Source organism: Microbacterium sp. NPDC079176 (assembly GCF_040686675.1).
In the GTDB taxonomy this organism is placed as follows: domain Bacteria; phylum Actinomycetota; class Actinomycetes; order Actinomycetales; family Microbacteriaceae; genus Microbacterium.
Genome location: NZ_JBFBLM010000001.1, coordinates 366,974 through 383,422 on the forward strand (window position 1 = coordinate 366,974; position 16,449 = coordinate 383,422).

The window sequence follows — 16,449 nt, forward strand, 5'->3', positions numbered from 1 at the left end:
TTGACAGCAGCTCATGCTGAGTTGTGAACCGAGAATGACGAGAACGGCAGACCTGGCTCAGAGCACGAGACGGTAGCCCATGCCCGACTCCGTGAGCAGGTGCACCGGTGCGCTCGGCTCGGCCTCGAGCTTCTTGCGCAACTGCGACATGTACAGCCGCAGGTAGCCCGAGTCGGACACCTGTTCGCTGCCCCAGATCTCCTTGAGCAGGTCCTGCCGGGTGACCAGGGCTCCGGGATGCCGGGCGAGGTGCTCGAGCATGCGCCATTCGGTCGGTGTCAGGTGCACGCGCGCACCCGCCCGGGTGACCGTCTTCGTCGCGAGGTCGACCACCACATCGCCGAATCCGACGGTGGATTCCCCGCCCGCGGGCACCGCCCGACGAGACAGCGCCCGCAGCCGCGCGAGCAGCTCGTCGACCTGGAAGGGCTTGGTGACGAAGTCGTCGGCTCCGGCATCCAGGGCCTCGACCTTGTCGGCGGACCCGGTGCGACCCGACACGACGATGATCGGCACGGTCGTCCAGCCGCGCAGCGCCTGGATCACCTCGATGCCGTCGAGCCGCGGCATGCCGAGGTCGAGCATGATGAGGTCGGGGTGAGTCTGTGCGGCGACGGCTACGGCGGCCGCGCCGTCGGGGGCGACCACGACCTCGTACCCGTGGGCGGCGAGGGTGATGCGCAGTGCGCGCACCATCTGCGGGTCGTCGTCGGCGATGAGGAGCTTCACTCCGTCTCCTCCTGCATGATGTCGGGCTCTGCTGCGAGGGGCAGCGAGATGACCATGGTGAGTCCACCGCCGGGGGTGTCCTCGGGTGTCAGGGTACCGCCCATGCCCTCGGCGAATCCGCGCGAGAGGGCGAGGCCGAGGCCGAGGCCGGTGGTGTTGTCGGTGTCGCCGAGGCGCTGGAACGGCTGGAAGATCTCGTCGCGCTTCTCGGCGGGAACGCCGGCACCGCGGTCGATGATGCGGATCTCGGCGTGGTCGCCGATCGTGCTCGTCGAGACGATCACCCGGCTTTCGGCGGGCGCGTGACGGTGGGCGTTCGCGATGACGTTGACGAGCACTCGCTGCAGCAGCACCGGGTCGGCCGACACGGCGGGCAGCCGGGCATCGAGCGCGAGCTCGACATCCGACGGCCCGAGGCCGAGCTCGTCGACGGCCGCGAGCACGGGGCCGGCGACATCGAGCCGCATGGTCGAGACGGCGAGCACTCCGGCCTGCACCCGGCTGACGTCGAGCAGGTCGGTCACGAGCGACGACAGGGTCGCGAGGCTCTCGTCGGCGGTCGCGAGCAGCTCTTCCCGATCGGATGCCGACAGCGCGTGCGCCCCGCGGAGTCCGCCGATCGCGGCGACGGCCGAGGCCAGAGGGCGGCGCAGGTCGTGGCTGACCGCCGAGAGCAGGGCGCTGCGCACCTGGTCGGTCTCGGCGAGGGCAGCGACCTCGCGCGCCGTGGCACGCAGGTCGGTGTGCTCGATGGCCGCCGTCAGCTGCGCGACGATCGCGTCGAGCAGGCGTCGGGCGGGGGTGTCGAGGGGTTCGCCGTGCAGCTCGAGCACGGCGGGTGCCGATCCTCCGGCACCGACCGGGATGGTCGTGGCGCGTCCGTCGGGCACGGGTTCGCCGTCGCTGGCGAGCACCTCGCCGTCGGCGGTGAGCAGGCGGACGCCGGTGAGTCCGAACGCCTCGCGCGTGCGGCTGACGAGGGCGAGCACCGCGTTGTCGCCGCGCAGCACGTTGCCGGCCACGGCCGCGAGCAGCTCTGCCTCCGCGGCGGCGCGCTGGGCGGTGCGGGCTCGTCGGGCGGCCTGGTCGACGATGATGCTGACGAGGATGGCGATGGTCACGTACAGCGCGAGGGCGAGCACGTGCAGCGGGTGCGCGATCGTGATGGTGAAGAGCGGGGCGACGAACAGGAAGTCGAGGGTGATGCCCGACAGCACCGCCGCGAAGACGGCAGGCCGCACGCCTCCCACCAGGGCCACGATCACGACGAGCAGCTGGAAGGCGAGCACTTCGACCGTGATGGACTCGGGGCTGCGGAACGCGAACATCGCCCACGAGAGCAGCGGGCCGACGACGAGCGCCAGTGCGAACCCGAGCGCTTGACGTCGCCAGCCGAGGGCGCCGCCGGTGATGCGGGGGAGTGCGACGCGGCCGCCGGCGGCGGCGTGGGTGACGATGTGCACGTCGATGTCGCCGGAGCGGCGGATGACCTCCGAGCCGATGCCCGGTCCCGTCAGCGCCGCCGCGAGACGCCCACGCCGGCTGACACCGATCACGAGCTGAGTGGCATCCGCCCCGTGGGCGAACTCGACGAGCGTGCCGGGGATGTCGTCGCCGATGATCTGGTGGAAGCTGCCGCCGAGAGATTCGACGAGCGACCGCTGCGCGGCGAGGGCGCCGGGGGTCTCATCGCGCAGCCCGTCCTGCGCGGCGACGTGCACGGCGAGCAGTTCGCCCCCGGCCGAGCGTGCGGCGATGCGGGCCCCTCGGCGCAGCAGCGTCTCGCCCTCGGGTCCGCCGGTGAGGGCGACGACCACGCGCTCGCGCGCCTGCCAGGTGCCCTCGATGCCGTGGTCGGCCCGGTAGCTGCGCAGCGCGCTGTCGACCTCATCGGCGAGCCACAGGAGCGCGAGTTCACGCAGAGCCGTGAGGTTGCCCAGCCGGAAGTAGTTGGACAGGGCCGCGTCGATCCGCTCCGCCGGATAGACGAGTCCGGCGGAGAGACGGTCGCGCAGCGACTGCGGTGCCAGGTCGACGACCTCGATCTCGTCGGCGGCGCGCACCACGGCATCCGGGATCGTCTCCTGCTGCGCGATGCCGGTGATCTTCTCGACCACCGCGTTCAGCGACTCGATGTGCTGCACGTTCACGGTCGTGACGACGTCGATGCCCGCGTCGAGCAGCGCACCGACGTCCTGCCAGCGCTTCGGGTTCTGCGAGCCGGGGGTGTTGGTATGCGCGAGTTCGTCGACCAGCGCGATCTCGGGTCGGCGTGCGAGCACCGCATCCAGGTCCATCTCGCTGAGCGGCACACCCCGGTGCAGATCGGTGCGACGGGGGATCTCGGGGATGCCGATGGTCTGCGCGGCGGTCGCCGCGCGCTCATGCGTCTCGACGATCGCGATCACGACGTCGCGGCCCTCGTCGAGCAGCCGACGCCCTTCGACCAGCATCTCGAAGGTCTTGCCGACACCGGGGGCTGCGCCGAGCAGCACGCGGAGTCGGCCGCGCCGCGGCATCCGCTCTGCCGTCATCAGCCCTCCTGCTCATCGAGCGCGAGATTGAGTTCGGCGACGTTGATGCGTTCTTCGCCGAGGAATCCCAGATCCCGCCCTTGAATCCTAGACTCCACGAGGTCGCGCACCTGCTGCGCGGGCAGGTCGCGCTCGGCCGCCACCCGCGGCACCTGCAGCAGCGCGTACGCGACGCTGATATGCGGGTCGAGGCCGGATCCGGATGCCGTCACAGCGTCGGCCGGCACGGCATCCGTGCTCACGCCCTCGCGCTCGGCGATGGCCGCCTGGCGCTCGTCGATCGCCGCGACGAGGTCGGGGTTCTCGGGGCCCAGGTTGCTGCCGCTGGACGCGGCCCCGTCGTAGCCGTCACCGGCGGCCGACGGACGCGACTGGAAGTACTCGGGCAGCGCGTCGCCGTCGGCATCCGTGAAGGACTGACCGATCAGCGAGCTGTCCTTGTCGTCGCCCAGCGGCGAGCCGTTCGCCTGGAACGGCAGGAGCAGCTGACCGATGCCGGTGACGACGAGCGTGTAGCCGACGCCGAGCACGAGGGTGAGCACGAGCATCGCGCGGATGGCGACGCCGGTGGTGCGGGCGACGGTGCGGGAGGAGGACATGGAGTGCCTTTCGATGCGAGAAGGACGAAGACGGACGCCGGTCAGAAGCCGGGGATGAGAGTGATGACGAGGTCGATCAGCTTGATGCCGATGAACGGTGCGATCACTCCGCCGAGGCCGTAGATGAGCAGGTTGCGCTGCAGGATCTGCGAGGCGCTCGCCGGCCGGTACTTCACCCCGCGCAGCGCGAGCGGGATGAGGAAGACGATCACGATCGCGTTGAAGATGATCGCGCTGGTGACCGCGGACGCCGGCGAATGCAGCTGCATGATGTTGAGCGCCGCGAGGCCCGGGAACACCCCCATGAACATCGCCGGGATGATGGCGAAGTACTTGGCGATGTCGTTCGCGAGCGAGAAGGTCGTGAGCGCGCCGCGAGTGATGAGCAGCTGCTTGCCGATGCGCACGATGTCGATGAGCTTGGTCGGGTCCGAGTCGAGGTCGACCATGTTGCCGGCCTCCTTCGCGGCCGACGTGCCCGTGTTCATCGCGACGCCGACGTCGGCCTGGGCCAGAGCGGGGGCGTCGTTCGTGCCGTCGCCCGTCATGGCGACGAGTCGGCCGCCCTCCTGCTCGCGCTTGATGAGCTCGAGCTTCTGCTCGGGAGTGGCCTCGGCGAGGAAGTCATCGACGCCCGCCTCCTTCGCGATCGCGGCGGCGGTCAGCGGGTTGTCGCCCGTGATCATGACCGTGCGGATGCCCATGCTGCGCAGTTCCTCGAACCGCTCGCGCAGGCCGTCTTTCACGATGTCCTTGAGGTGCACGACGCCGAGCACCTCGCCGGATCCCGCTGGACGCTTCACGGCGACCACCAGCGGGGTGCCGCCGCTCGAGGCCACGCCGTCGACGAGGCCGGTGAGTTCGGCATCCGTGTCGAGCCCGAGCCAGGCGTCGATCGCCGAGCCTGCGCCCTTGCGGATCTGCGTCCCGTCGGCGAGGTCCAGTCCCGACATGCGGGTCTGCGCGGTGAACGGCACGACTACGGCATCCGCGGGCTCGTCGACCCGGATGCCGCGGCTCAGCGCCAGCTCGACGATCGAGGCGCCCTCGGGCGTGGGGTCGGCGAGGGATGAGAGGGCAGCGACACGAAGCAGCTCGTCGGGGTCGACGCCGCCGAGGCGCAGCACCTCGTGGGCGCGGCGGTTGCCGTAGGTGATGGTGCCGGTCTTGTCGAGCAGCAGCGTCGTGACGTCGCCTGCGGCCTCGACGGCGCGGCCCGACATCGCGAGCACGTTGCGCTGCACGAGACGGTCCATGCCGGCGATGCCGATGGCCGAGAGCAGGGCGCCGATCGTGGTCGGGATCAGGCACACGAGCAGGGCGATCAGCACCGGGATGCTGACGGGCGAGGCCGCATACGAGGCGATCGGGTTGAGCGCGAGAACCACTACGACGAACACGATCGACAGGCTCGCGAGCAGGATGTTGAGCGCGATCTCGTTGGGTGTGCGCTGACGGCTGGCGCCCTCGACGAGCGCGATCATGCGGTCGACGAACGTCTCGCCGGGCTTCGAGGTGATGCGCACGACGATGCGATCCGACAGCACGCGGGTGCCTCCGGTGACGGCGCTGCGGTCACCGCCGGACTCGCGGATGACCGGGGCGCTCTCGCCGGTGATGGCCGATTCGTCGACGGTCGCGATGCCCGCCACGATGTCGCCATCGCCGGGGATCAGCTCGCCGGCCGTGACGATCACGATGTCGTCGCGCTGCAGCTCGGCCGATGAGACGTCGACCGCCTCGGTGCGCTCGGCCGTGGCATCCGTCGCCGAGTCATAGCGGACGACCTTGCGGGCCATCGTGCTGGTGCGGGTCTTGCGCAGACTCGCGGCCTGGGCCTTGCCGCGGCCCTCGGCCACGGACTCGGCGACGTTGGCGAACAGCACGGTCAGCCACAGCCAGATCGCGATGCCCCAGGTGAAGGGTGCGGGCACGGGTGTTCCGCCGGAGTCGGCCGGGCCGCCGAGGAACGGCTCGGCGATCGCGAGCACGGTCGTGAATGCGGCACCGACCCAGACGAGGAGCATCACGGGGTTGCGCACGAGCGACGCGGGGTTGAGCTTGCGCAGGGCGCCGGGCAGGGCCTGCGTCAGCTGTGCCCAGCCGAATGAGCGGGGCGGTGCGGTCGGGGCGGATGCCGGAGCATCCTGCTGTTCCGAGGGCGTGGTGGTGAGGGTCATGTCAGACGAGTCCTTCAGCGAGGGGTCCCAGTGCGAGCACGGGGAAGTAGGTGAGTGCCGTGATGATGACCGTGACGGCGGTGAGGAGGCCGACGAACTGCGGTCGGTGCGTGGGCAGGGTTCCGGTGTTCTCCGGCACGCGCTGCTGTGCGGCGAAGGATCCGGCCAGGGCCAGCACGAGGACGATCGGAAGGAACCGGCCGAGCAGCATCGCGATGCCCAGTGCGGTGTTGAACCACGGGGTGTTCGCGGTGAGGCCGGCGAAGGCCGAGCCGTTGTTGTTCGAGGCCGAGGTGAAGGCATAGAGCACCTCGCTCATGCCGTGCACGCCCGGGTTCAGGATGCTGGTCGCTTCGACATCCGCTCGGATGCCGGGAATCGCGAAGCTCAGTGCGGTGCCCGCCAGCACGAGGGTCGGCGTCACGAGGATGTAGAGGCTCGCGAGCTTGATCTCCTTCGGGCCGATGCGCTTGCCGAGGTATTCCGGGGTGCGGCCCACCAGCAGTCCGCCGACGAACACCGCGATGATCGCGAGCACGAGCATCCCGTAGAGACCCGATCCGACGCCGCCGGGGGCGACCTCGCCGAGCATCATGTTGAGCATCGGCATCATGCCGCCGAGCGCCGTGTACGAGTCGTGCATCGAGTTGACCGCACCCGTCGACGTCAGGGTGCTGGCGCTGCCGAAGAGGGTCGAGCCGAGGATGCCGAAGCGCACCTCCTTGCCCTCCATCGCCGCGCCGGCGAGTTCGGGGGCGCTGCCGCGGCCGGCGAGTTCGAGAGCCGAGAGCGCGAAAGTCGAGATCAGGAAGATCGTTCCCATCACGGCGGCGATCGCATAGCCCTGGCGGTTGTCGCCGATCATGCGACCGAACGTGCGGGGGAGTGAGAACGGGATCACGAGGATCAGCAGGATCTGCAGCAGACTGGTCCAGCCGGTCGGGTTCTCGAACGGATGCGCCGAGTTGGCGTTGAAGAAGCCGCCGCCGTTCGTGCCGAGCAGCTTGATGGCCTCCTGTGAGGCGACGGGTCCGCCGGGAATGGTCTGCGTGCCGCCCGAGACCGTGGTCACGTCGGTGAAGCCGGCGAAGTTCTGCACCACGCCGCCCGCGATCAGGGCGATGGCGGCGATCAGAGCGATCGGCAGCAGGATGCGTCCGAGCCCGCGGATCAGGTCGACCCAGAAGTTGCCGATCGTGGTCGAGCCGCGGCGCGCGAGGCCGCGGATCAGCGCGACCGCGACGGCCAGACCGACGGCGGCCGAGACGAAGTTCTGCACCGTGAGGCCGGCGAGCTGCACGGTGTAGCCCATGGTCTGCTCGGGCGAGTACGACTGCCAGTTGGTGTTCGCGACGAATGACGCCGCGGTGTTGAACGCGAGCCCTTCGGGCACGGCCGGGAGTCCGAGCGACTGGGGCAGGAAGCTCTGCAGTCTCTGCAGCCCGTAGACGAGCAGCAGGCCGACGACCGAGAACGCGAGCACGCTGCGGGCATAGGCCCGCCACGTCTGCTCGGATGCCGGGTCGACGCCCATCAGTCGGTACAGGCCGCGCTCGGCCTTCAGGTCGCGCGGGGTGCTGAAGACGTGGGCCATGTAGTCGCCCACCGGGCGGTACAGCAGCACGAGGGCGATGATGAGGACGGCGGCCTGCAGGACGCCGAACCAGATGTCGGCACCCGCGCCCATCAGAACTTCTCCGGGGCGACGAGAGCCACCACGAGGTAGACGACGGCGGCCACGGCGAGGGCGGCGGCGATGATCTCGAAGACGATCACAGTCGTTCCACCCCCTTCGCGACAAGAGAGACGAGGGCGAACAGCGCGAGAGTCAGCGCGATGTAGATGATGTCGAGCACGAGACTCGATACAACTCCCGTGCGGACCGGCATATGGCGATCCTCACGCTTTGCCTACGGGGCCGTGCGGGATGCATGCGACTTGCTCACATCTCGGGGTCGATCCGACTATCTCGCGACGCGTTGTCGCATCCGTCGTTCGTCGTTCGTGGTTCGGGTAGGAGGTCCCCGATCCGGGGGGGCCTCAGACGCGAGAGGTGCGGTGGTGACTGTGTACAACGACCCGATGGTGGCGAACCTCGTCTACCGGCTCGAGGCTGAGCACGCCGAGGAGCAGATCGTGCGACGTCGGACGGCGCTCGAGCATCCTGGTCTGATCCGGCGACCTTCCCTCCGTGTGCGCGCTCGCCGCCTCTGGGCGCGCATCTCTTCCGGCGGAAGCGGGGAACCGGGATGATCATCCTGACGGCAGGCTCGGAGCGCGACCTGCTCGAACGAGCGGACGGAGAGAGTCTGAGTGATGCAGCGCCGGAATCGAATCGAGGAGCCTCGGTGAACGCCGACGCCGGTGCGCACGTCACGCAGGTCTATCGCGACGAGTGGGCGCGCATCGTGGGAGGACTCACCCGACGGTGCGGTGATCTCGACCTCGCCGAGGAGATGGCTGCTGAGGCGTTCGCCTCGGCCGCTGAGCGGTGGCCGGACGAGGGAGTGCCGCCCAACCCTGCTGGCTGGATCACCACCACGGCCTACCGCAAGGCCATCGATCGGCTCCGCCGGGAGTCGTTCCGCGACGCCAAGCAGCGGGAGGCTCTCATGCTGCACGATCCCGAACCACCGGAGCCGACGGGCGTCATCGACGACGATCGCCTCCGTCTGCTGTTCACCTGCTGCCACCCGGCGCTGTCGCTCGAAGCGCGCGTTGCCCTGACCCTGCGGATCGTGGGCGGACTCACCGTCGAAGAGATCGCGCGGGCATTCCTCATCCCGGAGTCCACGGTGCGGCAGCGCATCACCCGAGCCAAGGCGAAGATCAAGACCGAACGGATCCCGTATCGGATGCCGGCTGCCGACGACCTCCGCCTCCGGATCGACGGAGTGCTCGCAGTGCTCTATCTGATCTTCAACGAAGGGTATTTCGCGTCCGGGGCCGGAGTGCCCGCACTGCGTCGCGAACTGACGGGCGAGGCGATCCGGCTCACCGGACTGCTCCGCGAGCTGCTGCCCGCCGACGAGGAGGTCACGGGTCTGCTGGCGTTGATGCTGCTCAGCGAGGCGCGCGCCGCGGCACGCGTCACCGACGGCGGCGAGCTGGTGCGCCTAGATGAACAGGACCGTGGCTCGTGGGACCACGAGCTCATCGGTCGAGGCCTCGCACTGCTCGACGAGCCACCCACCGCGGCCCCCGGTCGTCACCGACTGCTGGCCGAGATCAACGCGGTGCATGTGCGGGCGACGGATGCCGAGCACACCGATTGGGCGCGCATCGTCGGACTCTACGAGCAGCTCGAGCGGATCGATTCCAGCCCGGTCGTGACCCTCAGCAGGGCGGTCGCCGTCGCAGAGAGGGACTCGCCCGAACGAGCACTGCTGATCGTGGAGACGCTGCGCGATGCGCTGGATCAGTTCCATGCCTTCCACGTGACGCGTGCAGAGCTGCTGCGCGCTGCGGACCGGCCGGACGATGCTCGGGCTGCCTACGAGCGCGCGATCGCCCTCGCCGACAACACCGCGGAGATCATCCACCTGACCCGACGCCGCGACGAGCTCGCGGCGCCCCTCGCACCCGGGGAGTCCGGGCGCACGACGAATGGAGAGAGCAGATGAGCAACAAGTACCTCGTGATCCACATGACCGACCCGACCGGCGGCACGATGCCGCAGGGAGAGGATCAGCGCCTTCTCGAAGACTGGGCGGATGAGGGCAGGGCGGCCGGCAGCCTGGGCGAGGGCGCACCCGTCGCCGGGGCGGACCAAGCCAAGTCGGTGGCGGTGCGAGACGGCAAGGTGCTCGTCACCGACGGCCCGTTCCCGGAGTTCAAGGAATGGTTCGCCGGCTACGACATCGTCACCGCCGAGTCGATCGACGAGGCGGCGAGCTTCATGGCGAAGCATCCGACCGCCGTGATGGGGCGGGTCTACATCCTGCCGGTGGTGAAGCTCCCCTGGGACGAGGACTGAGGAACACACCCCCACCGGATCTACACTCAGCGAGTGAGTGCGACGCGACGGCGGCTGGGAGCGGGGACGATCATCGTCCTGGCGCTCATCGCCGTCGCACTCGTCTGCATCGTCACGGGCATCCTTCCACCCGCGGATGCCGGGGCGCTCGGCGCTCGCATCGCACCGGTGCTGGGGTTCGTCATCGCGATCACGGTCGTCGCCGAGCTGGCCCGGGACGCTGCGGTGTTCGACGTCGTCGCGCAGCGTCTTGCTCGATGGGGCCACGGGCGGGTCATCCTGCTGTGGCTGTCGGTCGTGGTGCTCGCCGTCATCAGCACGGTGTTCCTGTCGCTCGACACCACGGCGGTGATCGTGACGCCGGTCGTGGTCGTGCTCGCGCAGAGCGTCGGCATCCCCCCGCTGCCGTTCGCCCTCGTCACCGTGTGGCTGGCGAACACGGCGTCCCTCGCCCTGCCCGTGTCGAACCTCACCAACCTGCTCGCGGCACGGTCGATCGGTGACGACCCGCTCGCGTTCCTCGCGCTGAGCTGGGCGCCGACTCTGGTCGGGGTGCTCGTGCCCGTCGTGATCCTCACGCTGCGACACCGGCGCACGCTTTTCGGCGGGTATCGCACTCCGACAGGCGGTGCCCCTTCCGACCGGATGCTCTTCTGGGCGGCGTCCGCCATCCTGCTGCTCCTGATGCCGCTGCTCGCAGTGACCCATGACGTGTGGATCCCCGCGACGGTCGCAGCGCTCGTGCTCATCGTCGTGTTCGGCATCCGGCGTTGCCATGTGCTGCGACTCTCGCTCGTGCCATGGCAGGCGATCGGCCTGGCGGCGGCCCTGTTCGTCGTGGTCGAGACCGCGCACGCGAACGGCATCCTCGACTTCCTGTCGGTCCTCGCGACCAGTGGCCACGCGCCCGCAGAGCTGCTGCGTCTCTCTGCGGCGGGCGCGCTCGCCGCGAACGGGGTCAACAACCTGCCCGCCTACCTGATCCTCGAACCCACAGCCGGCGATCCGGTCGCGCTCATGGCGCTGCTGATCGGCGTGAACCTCGGCCCCCTGATCACCCCGTGGGCATCGCTCGCCACCCTTCTCTGGCATCACAGGGTGGTGTCGCTGGGTGTCGAGATCCGCTGGGGCAGCCTGATGCTCTGGGGAGCGATCGTCGCCGTGCCGACGGTGCTGGTCGCCACGCTCGTGCTCGCCTTGGTCGCAGGCTGAGATCCGGCATCCCGATCCCGGCCGCAGGGGAGGGAAAAGGGCAGCGACTCGCGTCACGGGATCTGGGGGAGGTCCGCGGCACGACATGGGGAGTGTGTGCCGGGTGAGGGTCGCTGCCCTACTCCACAACGCTACGCACATGCCGTCGGATCCGGTGAAACTTCAGTGCCTGATGTATGGTGCGTCGGCATGACACCGGCATAAAGTGTGCCCGTGGGCGACATCAGCGCATCTCTGCCGATCCGGCCGCGGCAGCTGATCCGCGACCAGGTCTTCGCCACGCTCGCCGAAGAGATCATCTCCGGCCGCATGCAACCCCTCGAAGAGATTCGCGACCAGGACTTGCAGGCCGAATACGGCGTCTCCCGCACGCCCATCCGCGAGGCTCTCAACCGTCTCGCCGACCTCGGACTCATCGAGGTCAGCACCAACCGGTTCACACGCGTCGCGCCGGTCGACCTCGAGGCACAGGCGGAACGTGTCGAGACCGCCGTCGCCATGATCGGATACTGCGCCGTCAGAGCAGTGCCGACCTACACCGACGAGCAGGTCGCCTCTCTGCACGAGAGGATCGACGGACTCCTGGTCGCCGAGCTCACAGGAACCTCGAGTCGCGAGGGGCTCAGCCTCTGGTACGCGCTGTGGGGCGAGATCGTGCTCAACGCCCACAACCAGACGATGATCGACATCCTCGACGGTCAGCTGGTGCTGCACCTCACCCGAACAGTGCCCGCGCAACGCGTGCCCGACGAACTCGTCGACTACATGCGCGCGGCCCTCGATCAGCTGCGTGCCCTGCTCGATCGACGCGACGGCGTCGGGGTACGCGACCTCATCGAACCGCTGTTCCTGAGATCGACGATCGAACCCCTCCGCGCGGCGGCGGCGCTCGCCGCGGCATCCGCCTCCGTCTCCGCCGGCTCGACGCCCGCCGTCCTCTTACCCGGGGACTGACATGCCCGACCGGCGGATCGACAGGCTGAACTCCACGCGACTGCTGGGAGGGGTCGAGCAGCCACCGCCCGTCATCACCTCCCGAGCCGATGCCGTCGTCGACTCGCTCGCGCACTCGATCGAGTCGGGCGAACTGGCGCCCGGCGATCCCTTATCGGTCACCGCCCTCGCACAGCGGCTCACCGTCGCCGCGGCGACCGTGCGATCAGCCCTCGGCACCCTTGAAGCGATGCATCTGATCGAGCACCGTCTGAACAGGGCGTCGGTCGTCATGACGCCGACCCCCGCGTGGTTCGTCGCTGTCGCCGCTGAGTGCTCCGGCCTGTCGATCGCGGCGGCCGACCTCGGCATCGCGGAGGCGACCGAGGCGCAGATCGCCGATCTCGCCGAGCGGGCGGCGACCGTCCGCGAACTCTGGGCGTCGGACGAGAGCGATCAGGTCATCGGAGCGGAGGGGCTGTGGGAACTGCTCGACCTGCTCGCGGTGTTCTCGCGCAACCGACACCTCAGCGCCCTGCACGCGTCGAAGCGCACGGCGCTGGTGCTCGGCATCCGCTCGCTCAGCCGGCCCCGCAACCCCGCCATGCTCCGATCGGTCGTCGACGCGCTCGTCGCCGCAGCGCGCGATCGCGACCGCCTCGAAGCGACGGATCTGGTGAGAGACCTCTACACGTTCGTGGTCGACGGGGTCACAGAACTCTGACGCGTCGGTGTCCACTCCTCCGCGAGGATGCCATAGTTGAGCCCGTCGAGCCACTCGCCCGACCGATGCAGAGCGGTCTTGCGGCTGAACTCCTCCCGGCGCATGCCGAGCCGCTCCATCAGACGCGACGAGGGCTCGTTGTCGGCGAAGCATCCGGCGTGCACCCGGCGCAGCCCCAGCGGACCGAAGCAGACGTCGATCACGGCGCGGATGGCCTCGGTCGCATAGCCGCGACCGGTGTGCGCGGGGTCGAGCACCCAGCCGAGCTCGGCCTCGACGCCCCTCGCCTGATCGGCGACCTCGAGCTGCGCCCAGCCGTCACCGATCCTGATCATGATGTCGCCGATCGGCGTGGGCCCGTCGTTCTCCGTGATCAGCTCGACGAGGTACATCGACGTGAGCCGGCCGGGGTCGAGATACCGCTCGCGGAACTCCTTGAGTGTGGCCGGCGCGAGTCCGAGCCACCGGTTCACCTCCGGCCGTCGACGCCACTCCCACATGACGTCGACGTCGGGTGCCGTCATCGGCCGGATCTGCAGCCGCTCGGTACGGACAGGCCAGACGTCGGTGTGCGGCGAATCGGTCATCTCCCCAGCCTATTGAGGGGCGTGGCCGGACACTCGACGCATCTCGGCCGCGAGTGCCGCGTTCGTCTCGTCGAACCGCCCGGTGATGGTGTCTCGCACCTCGGGAGACTTGTTCTGGCTCAGCTTGGCGCGCGCGTCGAACCGGTCGACACGCATCCTCAGCCCGACGGTTCCCTTCGCCGCTCGCCGGGTGCCGGCCTCGTCCTCCGACAGGCTGCGCCCGTGCGGCGTTCCCTTCTCGAAGTGGTCGGTCAGCTGCGCGAGCATGGCGTAGTTCTCCTCCTCGGTGAGGATCTCGGGAGTGCCGTGGAGATGAGCGGTCACGTGGTTCCAGGTGGGCACGAGGTCGCCGGGCGCATAGAGGCTGGGCGACACGTAGTCGTGGGGGCCCTGGATGATCACGAGCACCTCGTGCGCGCCCAGTTCATGCAGCTGCTCGTCGGGGCGACCGAAGTGGCTCGCGATCACGATCTCGTGTTCGTCTTCGATCAGCAGCGCGGGGTAATGCGAAGCGACCAGCCCTGTGCTCGCGGGGGACACGAAGGTCGCCCACGGGTTGCCGCGGATCAGGCGCTTCACCTCGAGCGGGTCGGTCATCAGGTAACGGGGTGTGTGGCGCATCAGAACTCCTCGTTCAGGGGGCGGGTGGTGGGTCGGGGATGGATCAGTCGGGTGCGCACCGCGAGCGCGGCGCACACGATGACGGCCAGGCCGCCGAGCGCGGTGGGCCATCCGATCTGCTCATGAAGAAGCAGCGCGGCCCACGCGATGCTCATCACGGGTTGGACCAGTTGGATCTGGCTCACCGGGGCCATGGGCCCGATCGCGAGCCCGCGGTACCAGGCGAAGAATCCGAGGAACATGCTCACCACGGCGAGGTAGGCGAAGGCGAGCCACTGCACCGGCGATGCCGTCGGCGGGTCGGCGACCGCCGAGGCCAGGGTCAGCACGAGCATCAGCGGCGCGGCGAGCACGAGCGCCCACGACACGGTCTGCCAGGCTCCGAGTTCCCGAGCCAGCAGGCCGCCCTCCGCATAGCCGACAGCCGCAGCGAGCACCGCGGCGAACAGCAGCAGATCGGCCCAGTGGAGTGCGCCGAGATCCCCGTTCTGCAGTGACGCGAAGACCACCGCCGTGATGGCGCCGAGTGCGGCGAACCACCAGAACGCACGTCCCGGCCGTTCGCGCGTGCGGAGCACGACGATGACGGCCGTCGCTGCGGGGAGCAGGCCGATCACCACGGCGCCGTGGCTCGCCGGTGCGGCGGTCATGGCAAACGACGTCAAGAGGGGGAACCCGGCGACGACACCACCGGCCACGATCGCGAGTCGCCACCATTGCACCCTGGTCGGCGGATGCTGCCGGGTGGCCGCCAGAGCGATGGCAGCGAGCGCTGCGGCGACGACCGCGCGACCGGATCCGATGAACAGAGGCGAGAGGCCGCCGACCGCGATGCGGGTGAAGGGGAGGGTGAACGAGAAGGCGGCGACGCCGAGAAGCCCCCACCAGAGGCCCGCACGGGATAGCGCTGTGCGAGCAGGAGCGATAACGCTACTCTGTTCTTTCATGAGTCAGGATAGCAGTGACCGGATCGTAGGAGAACTGCGTCGGTGGATCGAGGCGGCGCCTCCGGGGTCTCGGGTTCCCTCGAATCGAGCGCTCGTCGCGCAGTACGGAGCGAGCCCTGTGACGGTGCAGAAGGCGATGGGACGCCTCGCCCGGCTGGGCCTGATCGAATCTCGACCAGGCGCGGGGACGTTCGTGCGCGCGCAGAAGACGCCGCGCCCCGCCGACTACGGCTGGCAGACATCCGCGCTCGGGGCTCCTCCCGCGCGACTCGCCGGGCTCACCTCGACGCAGCGCACTGTCGCTCCCGACGCGATCGGCATGCATTCCGGGTATCCGGCGGTCGACCTGCTTCCCGAGCGGCTGGTCCGTCAGGCGATCACCCGTGCGGCACGCACCTCGTCAGCGCTCACTCGCTCGCCCGCCGCCGGGATGCCGGAGCTGCAGGCCTGGTTCGCGGCTGAGCTCGCGGCATCCGCCCCCGCAGACGTCACTCCGGCATCCGCCAGGGATGCGCTCGTGATCGCGGGCAGCCAGAGCGGGCTGAGCTCCATCTTCCGAGCCGTGGTCGGGGCAGGGCAGCCTCTGCTGATCGAGTCGCCCACATACTGGGGTGCTCTTCTCGCCGCCGAGCAGGCCGGGGTGGTGCTGGTGCCGATCCCGTCGGGGCCGGACGGGCCCGATCCGGATGCCGTCGAGCGGGCGTTCGTCGAGACCGGCGCTCGTGCGTTCTACGCGCAGCCCACGTTCGCCAACCCGACGGGCGCCAGGTGGCCCGCGTCGACCGGCCTCGCCGTTCTCGAGAGCGTGCGGCGGCACGGTGCCTTCCTCATCGAAGACGACTGGGCGCACGATCTGGCCATCGACGGCGATCCGCGTCCGATCGCGGCGATGGACGATGACGGCCATGTCGTCTATCTCCGTTCGCTGACCAAGAGCGTCTCGCCCGCACTGCGGATCGCCGCGGTGATCGTGCGGGGCCCGGCGCGCGAGCGCATCCTCGCCGACCGTGCCGCCGAGTCGATGTACGTGAGCGGGCTGCTGCAGGCTGCCGCGCTCGACGTCGTGACCCAGCCGGCGTGGAAGAGCCACCTGCGTGGCTTCCGCGACCACTTGAGGGCGCGACGCGATCTGCTGCTCGCGAGCCTCGCCGAGCACGCCCCGACCGCGACGGTCGAGACGGTGCCGGCCGGTGGCCTCAACCTCTGGGTGCGGCTTCCGGAGGGCACCGATGTCGTCGGCGTGGTCCGAGGATGCGAGACCCGCGGCCTCATCATCTCTCCCGGATCCGAATGGTTCCCCGCGGAGCCCTCCGGAGCCTATGTGCGACTCAACTACGCGAACGCCGACCCGACGCGATTCCCCGAGGCGGCGGAGATCCTCGGCGGTGTGCTCGCGGCATCCTGACC

Annotated in this window: 16 protein-coding genes; 7 read left to right on the forward strand and 9 right to left on the reverse strand. The window is 69.5% G+C overall.

Going from position 1 to position 16,449, the window contains the following annotated elements; translation table 11 throughout:
- Positions 1-57: 57 nt before the first annotated feature.
- Genes AB0P11_RS01805 through AB0P11_RS01830 form a run of 6 tightly spaced genes read right to left on the reverse strand, consistent with a single transcriptional unit; the run spans position 58 to position 7,818 of the window.
- A complete protein-coding gene (locus AB0P11_RS01805; RefSeq protein WP_053098537.1) occupies positions 58-729 on the reverse strand; it encodes a response regulator in 672 nt (223 codons plus the stop codon).
- The gene (locus AB0P11_RS01810; protein WP_363519944.1) at positions 726-3,248 is read right to left on the reverse strand and encodes an ATP-binding protein; all 2,523 of its coding nucleotides are present in this window, start codon (positions 3,246-3,248) and stop codon (positions 726-728) included. The genes AB0P11_RS01805 and AB0P11_RS01810 overlap by 4 nt, the downstream gene beginning before the upstream one ends.
- A 14-nt stretch (positions 3,249-3,262) precedes the next feature.
- Entirely contained in the window at positions 3,263-3,862 is a 600-nt protein-coding gene (kdpC, locus tag AB0P11_RS01815; RefSeq protein WP_363519264.1) for a potassium-transporting ATPase subunit KdpC, read from the reverse strand.
- Between the two features lie 41 nt (positions 3,863-3,903).
- Positions 3,904-6,042: a potassium-transporting ATPase subunit KdpB gene (gene kdpB / locus AB0P11_RS01820; protein ID WP_363519266.1), complete on the reverse strand. Its 2,139-nt coding sequence runs from the start codon at positions 6,040-6,042 to the stop codon at positions 3,904-3,906.
- Position 6,043: 1 nt separating this feature from the next.
- Positions 6,044-7,729 carry a potassium-transporting ATPase subunit KdpA gene (kdpA, locus tag AB0P11_RS01825; RefSeq protein ID WP_363519269.1) on the reverse strand — a complete coding sequence of 562 codons (1,686 nt, stop codon included), beginning with the start codon at positions 7,727-7,729 and terminating at the stop codon, positions 6,044-6,046.
- Positions 7,729-7,818, reverse strand: coding sequence for a potassium-transporting ATPase subunit F (locus AB0P11_RS01830; RefSeq protein WP_056276367.1), 90 nt, complete (start codon positions 7,816-7,818; stop codon positions 7,729-7,731). Before AB0P11_RS01830 ends, kdpA begins: the two co-directional genes overlap by 1 nt.
- A 285-nt stretch (positions 7,819-8,103) precedes the next feature.
- Here AB0P11_RS01830 and AB0P11_RS01835 point away from each other — a divergent pair, with 285 nt between their 5' ends.
- The 6 genes from AB0P11_RS01835 (at position 8,104) to AB0P11_RS01860 (ending at position 12,887) form a co-directional block, all read left to right on the forward strand.
- A complete protein-coding gene (locus tag AB0P11_RS01835; RefSeq protein ID WP_150115145.1) occupies positions 8,104-8,295 on the forward strand; it encodes a hypothetical protein in 192 nt (63 codons plus the stop codon).
- A complete protein-coding gene (locus tag AB0P11_RS01840; protein WP_363519273.1) occupies positions 8,292-9,665 on the forward strand; it encodes a sigma-70 family RNA polymerase sigma factor in 1,374 nt (457 codons plus the stop codon). Before AB0P11_RS01835 ends, AB0P11_RS01840 begins: the two co-directional genes overlap by 4 nt.
- Positions 9,662-10,018: a YciI family protein gene (locus tag AB0P11_RS01845; RefSeq protein ID WP_053098543.1), complete on the forward strand. Its 357-nt coding sequence runs from the start codon at positions 9,662-9,664 to the stop codon at positions 10,016-10,018. Before AB0P11_RS01840 ends, AB0P11_RS01845 begins: the two co-directional genes overlap by 4 nt.
- Positions 10,019-10,051: 33 nt before the next feature.
- Positions 10,052-11,230: an SLC13 family permease gene (locus AB0P11_RS01850; RefSeq protein ID WP_363519276.1), complete on the forward strand. Its 1,179-nt coding sequence runs from the start codon at positions 10,052-10,054 to the stop codon at positions 11,228-11,230.
- Positions 11,231-11,443: 213 nt separating this feature from the next.
- Positions 11,444-12,184, forward strand: coding sequence for a GntR family transcriptional regulator (locus tag AB0P11_RS01855; RefSeq protein WP_363519279.1), 741 nt, complete (start codon positions 11,444-11,446; stop codon positions 12,182-12,184).
- A 1-nt stretch (position 12,185) separates the two neighbouring features.
- Positions 12,186-12,887 carry a GntR family transcriptional regulator gene (locus AB0P11_RS01860; RefSeq protein ID WP_363519281.1) on the forward strand — a complete coding sequence of 234 codons (702 nt, stop codon included), beginning with the start codon at positions 12,186-12,188 and terminating at the stop codon, positions 12,885-12,887.
- On the opposite strand, the gene AB0P11_RS01865 is transcribed toward AB0P11_RS01860, so the two are convergent.
- The 3 genes from AB0P11_RS01865 to AB0P11_RS01875 are packed head-to-tail and all read right to left on the reverse strand — an operon-like array spanning position 12,851 to position 15,042.
- A complete protein-coding gene (locus AB0P11_RS01865) occupies positions 12,851-13,474 on the reverse strand; it encodes a GNAT family protein (RefSeq protein ID WP_363519284.1) in 624 nt (207 codons plus the stop codon). The two genes, AB0P11_RS01860 and AB0P11_RS01865, sit on opposite strands and share 37 nt — an antisense overlap.
- Positions 13,475-13,483: 9 nt before the next feature.
- The gene (locus AB0P11_RS01870) at positions 13,484-14,095 is read right to left on the reverse strand and encodes an FMN-binding negative transcriptional regulator (RefSeq protein WP_056276380.1); all 612 of its coding nucleotides are present in this window, start codon (positions 14,093-14,095) and stop codon (positions 13,484-13,486) included.
- The gene (locus AB0P11_RS01875) at positions 14,095-15,042 is read right to left on the reverse strand and encodes a DMT family transporter (RefSeq protein ID WP_056276382.1); all 948 of its coding nucleotides are present in this window, start codon (positions 15,040-15,042) and stop codon (positions 14,095-14,097) included. Before AB0P11_RS01875 ends, AB0P11_RS01870 begins: the two co-directional genes overlap by 1 nt.
- On the opposite strand from AB0P11_RS01875, the gene AB0P11_RS01880 reads away from it, so the two are divergent.
- Positions 15,041-16,447: a PLP-dependent aminotransferase family protein gene (locus AB0P11_RS01880; RefSeq protein ID WP_285363778.1), complete on the forward strand. Its 1,407-nt coding sequence runs from the start codon at positions 15,041-15,043 to the stop codon at positions 16,445-16,447. The two genes, AB0P11_RS01875 and AB0P11_RS01880, sit on opposite strands and share 2 nt — an antisense overlap.
- Positions 16,448-16,449 lie beyond the last annotated feature (2 nt).

Coding starts and splice junctions, on each gene's coding strand:
- AB0P11_RS01810 (WP_363519944.1), bottom strand. CDS start 3,248: ATGCCGCGGCGCGGCCGACTCCGCGTGCTGCTCGGCGCAGCCCCCGGT.
- kdpC (WP_363519264.1), bottom strand. CDS start 3,862: ATGTCCTCCTCCCGCACCGTCGCCCGCACCACCGGCGTCGCCATCCGC.
- kdpB (WP_363519266.1), bottom strand. CDS start 6,042: ATGACCCTCACCACCACGCCCTCGGAACAGCAGGATGCTCCGGCATCC.
- kdpA (WP_363519269.1), bottom strand. CDS start 7,729: ATGGGCGCGGGTGCCGACATCTGGTTCGGCGTCCTGCAGGCCGCCGTC.
- AB0P11_RS01840 (WP_363519273.1), top strand. CDS start 8,292: ATGATCATCCTGACGGCAGGCTCGGAGCGCGACCTGCTCGAACGAGCG.
- AB0P11_RS01845 (WP_053098543.1), top strand. CDS start 9,662: ATGAGCAACAAGTACCTCGTGATCCACATGACCGACCCGACCGGCGGC.
- AB0P11_RS01860 (WP_363519281.1), top strand. CDS start 12,186: ATGCCCGACCGGCGGATCGACAGGCTGAACTCCACGCGACTGCTGGGA.
- AB0P11_RS01865 (WP_363519284.1), bottom strand. CDS start 13,474: ATGACCGATTCGCCGCACACCGACGTCTGGCCTGTCCGTACCGAGCGG.
- AB0P11_RS01870 (WP_056276380.1), bottom strand. CDS start 14,095: ATGCGCCACACACCCCGTTACCTGATGACCGACCCGCTCGAGGTGAAG.
- AB0P11_RS01880 (WP_285363778.1), top strand. CDS start 15,041: ATGAGTCAGGATAGCAGTGACCGGATCGTAGGAGAACTGCGTCGGTGG.
- AB0P11_RS01875 (WP_056276382.1), bottom strand. CDS start 15,042: ATGAAAGAACAGAGTAGCGTTATCGCTCCTGCTCGCACAGCGCTATCC.